Annotated in this window: 1 protein-coding gene and 1 pseudogene; both read left to right on the top strand. The window is 42.7% G+C overall.

From position 1 onward, the window contains the following. Window positions 1-389 (top strand): FISUMP domain-containing protein (locus BTHERMOSOX_RS11630; RefSeq protein WP_283204864.1); only part of this gene is annotated, 389 nt, incomplete at its 5' end. A gap of 415 nt (window positions 390-804) precedes the next feature. Further along, window positions 805-905, top strand: a pseudogene (locus BTHERMOSOX_RS12165) (DHCW motif cupin fold protein); the annotation flags it as partial.

Consider the following 905-nt stretch of genomic DNA (forward strand, 5'->3'; position numbering starts at 1 on the left):
CTGGTAGTGCAGCGGATGAAGATGGTTATTATTATACTTGGGATGCAGCGATGAATGTTTGCCCTAGTGGTTGGAGCTTGCCATCTGATTCCGATTGGAAAGTCTTAGAAGGTCAATTAGGTATGAGCACCACCCAACAAAATTTAACTGGTTGGCGTGGTACTGATCAAGGTACACAACTGAAAGTCGGGGTTAACGGGGTTAAGTTAGCGGGCTTCCGCAGTACCAATGGTAATTTCTACAGTCGTGGTGTCAACGCGGACTTGTGGAGTAGTACTGGGTCAAGTAGTAGTGCCTACAGACGCAGCCTGAAGACTGACGAGGCTAGAGTGTCCCGCAGTGGCAGCGGTAAGGCGCTCGGCCTTAGTGTTCGCTGCCTAAAGGATTAATTCGACACTTTGACACTTTGCCCCAGCCGAATGGCTGGGTATTTATACCCCTTGCGGGGTATTCACCCCGCAAGGGGGTGCTAAACAGAGTATCACCCAAGCTTGCTTGGGTGGTTTTTTAATTACATAATAAAGGGTTAAGACATTTAAGAAAGGGCATTTATACCGTAGATAAATGATACTAATATCTAAAGATAAGCGTCATTAAACATTATGGACATTGAGATGAATAAGTTATCAGCCCAGCGTTGTTTGGTTTAAGGATTAAACAAGTGAGGTTTATAAATCCAAACATCCTCTCATTTGTTAATGGCACTAATGGTTAAGACTAGAAGTGCCATTAAAAAAAATGAGGATAGAAGAATCTTACATTTGGTGATGAGTAGGTGAAGCTTTCTGGCGTTTTTAAAATTATATGATAAACAATACAAGCATTCCTTTTCAAACTATAGATTGGAGTAGTGTTCCACGTACTGAACATGCTGGAGAAACGGGTATGGCTTATTGGCAGACGAT

The sequence above is a fragment of the Bathymodiolus heckerae thiotrophic gill symbiont genome, assembly GCF_900128515.1.
In the GTDB taxonomy this organism is placed as follows: domain Bacteria; phylum Pseudomonadota; class Gammaproteobacteria; order PS1; family Pseudothioglobaceae; genus Thioglobus_A.